Origin of the sequence: Microbacterium sp. CH12i, assembly GCF_000685355.1 — a bacterium.
Taxonomy (GTDB): domain Bacteria; phylum Actinomycetota; class Actinomycetes; order Actinomycetales; family Microbacteriaceae; genus Microbacterium.
The window spans coordinates 484,701-492,196 of the sequence record NZ_JHET01000010.1 but is presented as its reverse complement, the minus strand read 5'-3'; the positions used below and the strand labels follow the sequence as shown (position 1 = coordinate 492,196).

The 7,496-nt window shown below is 64.4% G+C and carries 8 protein-coding genes and 1 pseudogene; 2 read left to right on the top strand and 7 right to left on the bottom strand.

Going from position 1 to position 7,496, the window contains the following annotated elements; translation table 11 throughout:
* A partial coding sequence (locus DC31_RS14485) for a CHAT domain-containing protein (protein ID WP_036281128.1) occupies nucleotides 1–1,446 on the top strand: 1,446 nt, incomplete at its 5' end.
* Between the two features lie 228 nt (nucleotides 1,447–1,674).
* On the opposite strand, the gene DC31_RS14480 is transcribed toward DC31_RS14485, so the two are convergent.
* Nucleotides 1,675–1,974, bottom strand: a complete 300-nt coding sequence (locus DC31_RS14480) for a chorismate mutase (protein ID WP_036281127.1) — start codon at nucleotides 1,972–1,974, stop codon at nucleotides 1,675–1,677.
* Between the two features lie 59 nt (nucleotides 1,975–2,033).
* Between DC31_RS14480 and DC31_RS14475 the strand changes: the two genes are divergently transcribed.
* Nucleotides 2,034–3,281: an AI-2E family transporter gene (locus DC31_RS14475; protein WP_051607010.1), complete on the top strand. Its 1,248-nt coding sequence runs from the start codon at nucleotides 2,034–2,036 to the stop codon at nucleotides 3,279–3,281.
* Nucleotides 3,282–3,379: 98 nt separating this feature from the next.
* Here DC31_RS14475 and DC31_RS14470 read toward each other — a convergent pair whose 3' ends face one another.
* The 6 genes and pseudogenes from DC31_RS14470 to DC31_RS14445 form a co-directional block, all read right to left on the bottom strand.
* Complete coding sequence (locus DC31_RS14470; RefSeq protein WP_036281125.1) at nucleotides 3,380–3,745, bottom strand: hypothetical protein; 366 nt, start codon at nucleotides 3,743–3,745, stop codon at nucleotides 3,380–3,382.
* Between the two features lie 81 nt (nucleotides 3,746–3,826).
* A complete protein-coding gene (locus tag DC31_RS14465; RefSeq protein WP_036281123.1) occupies nucleotides 3,827–4,744 on the bottom strand; it encodes an ABC transporter substrate-binding protein in 918 nt (305 codons plus the stop codon).
* Nucleotides 4,745–4,809: 65 nt separating this feature from the next.
* Nucleotides 4,810–5,526 (bottom strand): annotated as a pseudogene (locus tag DC31_RS17815) (ABC transporter permease); the annotation flags it as partial.
* Nucleotides 5,523–6,206: an ABC transporter permease gene (locus DC31_RS14455; protein ID WP_036281121.1), complete on the bottom strand. Its 684-nt coding sequence runs from the start codon at nucleotides 6,204–6,206 to the stop codon at nucleotides 5,523–5,525. The gene DC31_RS14455 and the pseudogene DC31_RS17815, both read right to left, overlap by 4 nt.
* A 1-nt stretch (nucleotide 6,207) precedes the next feature.
* On the bottom strand, nucleotides 6,208–7,047 hold the full coding sequence (locus DC31_RS14450; protein WP_036281119.1) for an ABC transporter ATP-binding protein: 840 nt from the start codon (nucleotides 7,045–7,047) through the stop codon (nucleotides 6,208–6,210).
* A gap of 49 nt (nucleotides 7,048–7,096) precedes the next feature.
* Nucleotides 7,097–7,399, bottom strand: coding sequence for a DUF427 domain-containing protein (locus DC31_RS14445; protein ID WP_036281324.1), 303 nt, complete (start codon nucleotides 7,397–7,399; stop codon nucleotides 7,097–7,099).
* Nucleotides 7,400–7,496: the final 97 nt, after the last annotated feature.

Sequence of the window (7,496 nt, the reverse complement as noted above, 5' to 3'; positions counted from 1 at the left end):
GCTGCCCCGCGCCTCCCCCTGGATGCGCCGACGCCGCTCCGACTGCGCGCAGCGGAATTCCGCGCCGAGCGGGCCGCGGCACTCGGCCGTCTGGCAGCAGCCCGTCAACATGCCAGCGACGGGCTCACGCTTCTTGCTGACTGGCAGCGGTCGTTCGGCGCGCTCGATCTGCAAGCGTCGCTGGCCATGCACGGGGCGAATCTGATGTTCCAGGGACTGTCGGCCGCTGTGGCGAGCGGCGATGAAAGCATCCTCTTCGACTGGTCAGAGCGCGCGCGTCATCTCAGCCAGCAGGTCGCTCCGGTACGGCCGCCGCACGATCCTGCCCTCGCTACCGATCTGGCAGAACTGCGGATGCTGCGCGCAGAACTCACCGGCAGCGAATGGACGACGCATCCCCAGGTGCGCGCTCTGCGCGACCGCGTCCGTGAGCGCCAGTGGACCGCGACTGGCGCCGGCGACGCTCGCCCTCGCGTGTCACTGGCGACTCTGCAGTCTGAGTTGGATGCCGACACCGCCGTCCTGTCGTACGTTTTCACCGGCGGCAGCCTGGTCTGCCTGGTCACCACCGCAGATACCGCGCGCATCGTCGCGTTGTCCTGGGCGGCCGTCCAAGAAGAGACCAAAGGCTTGCGTGCTGACCTCGACGTGTCAGCGACCGTCCGGAGCGGCCCCATGGCAGCGGTCGTGGCGCGTGCTCTCGAAGATCGGATGCTGCGCCTCGACGAAGCGCTCCTCGCACCGGTGTGCGCCGAGCTACCGCCCGGAACCCGCCTGCTGCTCACCGTTCCCGGCGCCCTCGCGGCCATCCCCTGGGGGATGCTGCCCTCGATGCTCCATCGCGCGTTCACCCTCGCAACCTCGGTGTCGCGCTGGGTGCATGACCGCCCCGCTCGCCAGAGCTTCACTGCCCGGAGCGCCGGGTTCGCCGTTGGGCCGCGGGTACCTCGCGGTGTCGACGAGGCAGTTGCTGCGGCATCCGTCTGGGCCGACGCGAGCATCCTCACCGGCGAAAGCGCGCGAGTGGATGCGGTGACCACGCTTGCCGACCGAGTCGACGTGCTGCACATCGCTGCCCACGGCCGGCACACCGTCGACAATCCCCTCTTCGCAGGATTCGAGCTCGCCGACGGCACTCTGTTCGGCTACGACGTCGACCTCATTCCCCACGTTCCGTCGACCGTGGTGCTCTCGGCCTGCGAACTCGGCCGCTCATCAGTGCGCTGGGGCGAAGAGGCGCTCGGGATGACCAGGGTCTGGCTGCATGCGGGCGCTAACTGCGTGATCGCGACTCCCGTGGTCGTGCCCGACGATGTCGCGAGCGAACTTCTCAGCACCGTGCACTTCGGGCTGATTCGCGGCGATTCACCCGCAATGGCACTTGCCGCGGCATCCGATAAGACCGGACACCGCACGCCGTTCCAGTGTCACGGCAGCGGATTCTGAAGAATCTCTCGATCCGATGTATCAGGGCGGCACCTAGGTGCTCTTGATCTTCGGAAGGTGTCACGTGGGGGTTCCTGAAGTTTGAGGAACTCGGGGGGCGCGATCATCTGGGGAGATGCGCACTGGGGGCGCAGCGACTGACACTGACTACTCGGGGGGTGTCGCGGGAATGGCCGCGGCACCCTTCTCCGTGTGACACGGTCGATGCCGAGCGCATCAAAGACCCGGTCAGCGGCCTTCGGCGGCTTCGGTGTGGTGACGGATGACTTCAGCAACCACGAAGTTGAACCACTTCTCGGCGAACTCAGGGTCAAGATGCGCCTCTTCGGCGAGCGCACGCAGGCGGGCAACCTGCTGCTCTTCGCGGGACGGATCAGATGCCGGCATCGCATGCACAGCCTTAAGGATGCCGACCTGCTGAGTCGCACGGAAACGCTCAGCGAGCATGAAGATCAGCGCGGCATCGATATTGTCGATGGTTCCGCGCAGACGCAGCAACTCAGCGGTGGCTTCGTCAGAGTCGGTCATGTCTCTCCTCATGGTCGGCAATTACGACGATATCGCGCGATCAACTCTAGAGTGGGCGCATGAGCACCGATATGCCTGCGGCATCCGACGACGCCCTCGCACCCACTAGCAATGCACCTGCTGCGTCACGCGCCGAGGCCGCAGCGAAGAAGACAGCGACCACGACCAAGACCACGAAGAAGCAGAAGGCGGAGCCGATCGCCGAAGCGGAGATCACCCCCAAGCCGGTCGTCGAGCCGGAACCCGCGCGACGCTCGATCTGGACGCGTATTGACCGTCCATTCGTCTTCGGATTCCTCGTCACGCTGGGTGCTCTCGCTGCAATCCTGCTCGGGATCGCGCTGTCAAACCTGTCGACGGTCATCATCTACATCGCGCTCGCACTGTTTGTGGCGCTCGGCCTTGATCCCGCCGTCCGTTTCCTTGAGCGACGAGGACTGTCGCGCGGTGTGAGCGTCCTGATCGTGCTCTTCGGGCTCATCGTGATTTTGGGCCTGATCCTCTGGATGATCATCCCCGTCGTCGTCGAGCAGATCACCATGTTCGTGAAGAGCGTTCCCGACCTCATCAAGGATTTCGCCGCTAGCGACATCTACGCGACCCTCAATGCCCAGTTCGGCGAGCAGTTCCAATCCCTCGTTGGTGATGTGCAGAGTTTCCTCACCAACCCCGCCAACATCGCGGCGATCGGCGGCGGCGCGCTTCAGGTCGGCGCCTCGATCGCGAGTGGCATCTCCGGCATGGTGATCGTGCTCGTACTGGTCATCTACTTCGTCGCAACACTCCCCGGTATCAAGGAGGCGATGCTGCGCCTGGTGCCGGCCCGCGACCGCCGCAACGCCGACATCATCTCCACGCAGATCACCGATTCTGTCGGCGGTTACGTCATGGGCATGGTGACTCTCGCGTTCATCAACGCGCTGCTCGTGCTGCTGCTTTACACCGTGATGGGGCTGCCGTTCCCGCTGCTGCTGGCGGTCGTCGCCTTCCTCATCACGCTTATCCCGCTCGTCGGACCTCTGATCTTCTGGGTGATCGGTACCGGCATCGCGCTCTTCGTCGACCCAGTGCTCGCGCTGATCTTCGCGGTGATCTACCTCGTGTACATGCAGCTCGAGTCGTACTTCCTGACACCGAAGGTCATGAACCGGGCGATCTCCATCCCGGGTTCACTGGTCGTCATCGGTGCCCTCGTCGGCGGCACCCTGCTCGGGCTGCTCGGAGCGCTCGTGGCCGTGCCGGTCACGGCATCCATCCTGATCATCATCAAGAAGATCTGGATCCCGCGCCAAGACTCTCGCGTCTAGGACCGTATCCAGGTTTCGAATCGCGCAAGTTGCTGCACCTGAGGCGGGATTAGAGCAATTTGCGCGATTCGAACGGCGGTTGGGGTTGCGGTTGGGGCTCAGACGGTGACGTCGACGATGCCGATGAAACGGCTGCCGACGCCCTCGATCTCAGTGCGGTGCTGATCGGATTCCGGTGCCGGCAGATCTTGCGGCGCGTGAGTGCGGCAGGTCAGATAGGTGAACTCCGGCCACCACTTTTTCGGGCGCGCAGATTCGCTGTAGCCGCAGACGTTGCAGGTCAACGTTGACCAGATGGGGCGCGCGCCCTTCTTGCGGTTCGCGCGCGACTGGATGAGCCAAGGCGGTGGGTCCTGCTCGAGCGCGGCAAACGCCGCCTCACTCATTCCGTCATCCAGCCCATGGCGGGTGATCATCTCGAGGGTGATATCGAGTCGCTGAGCGAGGTCACGCTTTGAGATCATGCGATGGGGTCCAGACATCTACCCATCTTCTCAGGTCACCTTGGGGTTCTCGGGTCCACTCGGGCCCGAGCCGGCCCCGGCTCAGATGAGGCCCTTGTCCTTCAGCCACTTCTTGGCGATATCCGGAGTCGAGAGCTCGTCGACCGTGCTGTGGGCGTTCAATGCGACGAGGTCCTTGACGGTGAGCGCGGCGCTGATGGGGTTGATGACATCCGCGATCTTGTCAGATACGTCGCTGGCAGCAATCGGCACGACGTTCGAGGCGAGGATCAGGTTCTCCGGGTCTTCCAGCGCAACGATGTCGCCGCTCTGGAACGCGGGGTCAGCGGAGTAGATGTCAGCGACGTTGATCTCGCCGGCAAGCAGCGCGTCCAGCGTCGTCGGACCGGTTGCCGAGAACTCCAGCTTCACGCCGTAGGTCTTCTCTGCCGCAGCGGGACCGTACGGGCGCTGCTCGAACTCGGGCGCCCCGCCGATGATGAGACCGTCTCCGGCACCCGCGAGATCGGCGATCGTCTTGAGGCTGTGCTCATCCGCGAAGGCCTTGAGCACCGTGTAGGTGTCCTGGTCGCTCGCCTCGGAGTAGTCCAGCGCGGTCAAACCGTCGGGGAGGGCGTCCTGCAGTGCTGCGTAGACGTCGTCGGAGCTGGTGGCAGTGGCCTCAGGGTCGAGGAACTCCAACAGGTTGCCGGTGTACTCCGGGAAAAGGTCGATCGCGCCTGATTCGAGCTCAGGCATGTAGGCGTCGCGCTGGCCGATGTTGAACTGCCTGTCGACCGTGAGCCCAGCGTTCTCCAAAGCCTGGGCATAGATCTCGGCGACGATCTCGTTCGAGTAGTAGGCCTGCGAGCCGATGACGATCGTGTCGCTGGAGCCTGCGTCACCGCTGTCGGTCGGGGTGTCCAGGGGGTTGCTGCTTGCGCAGCCAGCGAAAACGAGTGACGCGGCGAGCGCGATCCCGGTAGCGGCGGCAAAACGTGTCGTGCGTGCTGTGAACATGATGTTCCTCTCTGATGGGAAGTGCGTGGGAAGCGCGTGAGGTCAGGTGACGGCGGATGCGTGGCGGATGCCGTGCGGCGAGGCGTCGCCCGCGTCGGAGAAGGGCCAGCCTTCGCGGCACGCACTCCGGCGGGGACGGCCGCGCGCTGGGCGATGGCGAGCAGCAGATCGGCGATGAGAGCAAGCGCGGCAACCAGGATGGCGCCGCCGAGAACCTGGTCGAAGCGCTGAAGCGGGATGCCCTGGATGATCGGCCAGCCCAGGCCGCCGAGGTTCACGTACGCCGCGATCGTGACTGTTGCGATCACCTGCAATGTGGCCGCACGCAGACCAGCGACGAGGAGTGGAAGGCCGAGCGGAACCTCCACCTTCCAGAAAATCTGCCATTCGGTCATGCCCATGGCGCGTGCAGAATCGATGATGCGACGATCGATCGCTTCCAGCCCGGTATAGGCACCAGCGAGCAGCGAAGGGATCGCGAGGAGGACGAAAGTGACGACCGCGGCTTCGGGAACACGCAGTACCCCGAACAGCAGCACGAGCAGCACCATGAGCCCGAACGACGGCACGGCCCGTGCGGCACCTGAAACCGCCACGGCGAACTCTCGGCCGCGACCGGTGTGTCCGATCAGCCATCCCAGCGGCACGGCGATAACTGCGGCGAGCAACACCGAGATCACGGTGTAGAAGAGGTGCTGACCAAGCAGTGTCGGCAGCGCATACGACCCTTGGAGCCGCTCAGGGGAGAACAGCCAGGCGAAGGCGTCAGCGAAGAGGTTCATGCGGCCGCCCTCAGCACGAGGCGGGGACGTCGTGCGCTCGCAATCTTGGTTGCGCGCGTCCAGGGCATGATCGCCCGTCCCGCCAGCATCAGCAGCAGGTCGATAACCAGTGCGATCACCACGACCGCGATGACACCGGCGAACACCTCGGCGATGATCCGACGCTGCAGTCCGTTCGTGAACAGGTAGCCGAGGTTCGTGACACCGATGAGGATGCCCACCGTCGCGAGCGAGATCGTGCTGACCGCGGCGACTCTGAGCCCGGCGAGGATGACGGGGCCGGCGAGCGGGAGATCAACGGTCCAGAAGCGGCGGAAGCCGCCGTAACCGACCGCTGTGGCGGCCTGTCGTACGCCCGGGTCGACAGAGTCGAGACCATCAGCGACCGAGCGCACCAGGATCGCCACGGCGTAGATGGTGAGCGCGACGATGAGGTTTGTCGGGCTGATCGCCGAGTAGCCCCCCACCGCGGGCATCAGGATCAGCAACGCAAGCGAGGGGATCGTGTAAAGCAGACCCGTGAGGACAATAACTGGCCCCCGGACGAGTCGGTAGCGCCACGCGACCCAACCCAGCGGAAGTGACAGCACGAAGCCGAGCACGATCGGAATCACGCTCTGGCCCAGATGCGTCAGGCTGAGATCGAGGATCAGCCCGAGATTGTCGATGACCCAGTTCATCTCATCCGCCGTCCGTACCCTTGGGTGAGCCATCCACGAGCGCCCCCTGAGTGCGGCCCTCGGAATCAACGACGACCGTGCCGTGGGGAGTCTGCTTCAGGCGCAGCGCGCGCCGGCCGCGCTCGGCGCCAATGAAGGCGGAGACGAAGTCATCAGCGGGGTTCTCAATGATCTCGCTCGGGCTGCCGACCTGCACGATGCGCGCGCCCTTGTCGAGGATGACGACCTGATCGCCGAGCAGGAATGCCTCATCGATGTCGTGCGTGACGAATACGACGGTCTTGTCGAGTTCTTTCTGCAAGCGAATGAGCTCCTGCTGCAGGTCGGCGCGCACGATCGGGTCGACGGCGCCGAACGGCTCATCCATGAGCAGAATATTCGGGTCTGCGGCAAGCCCGCGCGCCACTCCGACGCGCTGCTGCTGCCCACCGGAGAGCTGGCTCGGATAGCGATCTGCGAGCGCGCGATCAAGCCCGACGGTGTCGAGCAGCGTCCGGGCGCGCTCATGCGCTTGCTTCTTCGACGTGCCGGTCAGACGCAATACCGTTGCAACGTTGTCGATGACGGAGAAGTGCGGCATGAGCCCGGAGTTCTGCATGACGTACCCGATGCCACGGCGGAGAGTCACCGGGTTCTTACCAAGCACGCTCTCGCCGTCGATCTCGACGTCACCGCTCGTGGGCTCGACCATGCGGTTGATCATTCGCAGCAGCGTCGTCTTTCCGCATCCGGAAGAACCCACGAAAACCGTCGTCTTGCGCGAGGGCAGCGCGAGGCTGAAGTTGTCGACGGCGAGCGTGCCGTCATCGAACTGCTTCGACACCGAGCGGAACTCGATCATGCGGTTATCTCCGGTCGATCGTTGACTGCGTCAGGCCTGAGCGAACCAGCTACGGTCCGACCTCGACGCCGGGGGCGAAAGCGATGTGGCCGGAGATGTCTTTGCCGACCCGTTCGAACGCGGTGGGGTAAGGATGCGGGTAGCCCCATGCCTGATCGACATGAGTCTCACCGTCAATCTGCGCGGAGTAATACTGGGCTTCGCCCTTCCACGGACAGGTGTACGGGGTGGGACTCTCGACGAGGACACCGGGCGTCACCGACGTGAGAGGGAAATACCAGTTGCCCTCAATAGAGATGAGGTCGCTCTCGTCGGCCTCGGCAATAACTTTTCCTGCGAGTACAGCCTTCATGGTCATGTCTCCTCAGATTCGGATTCGAGCGTACGTGATACCCCGGACATCCGGGGCAGGCTCTTCGGATATTCGGAGCAGACGCGCGATCGGATGG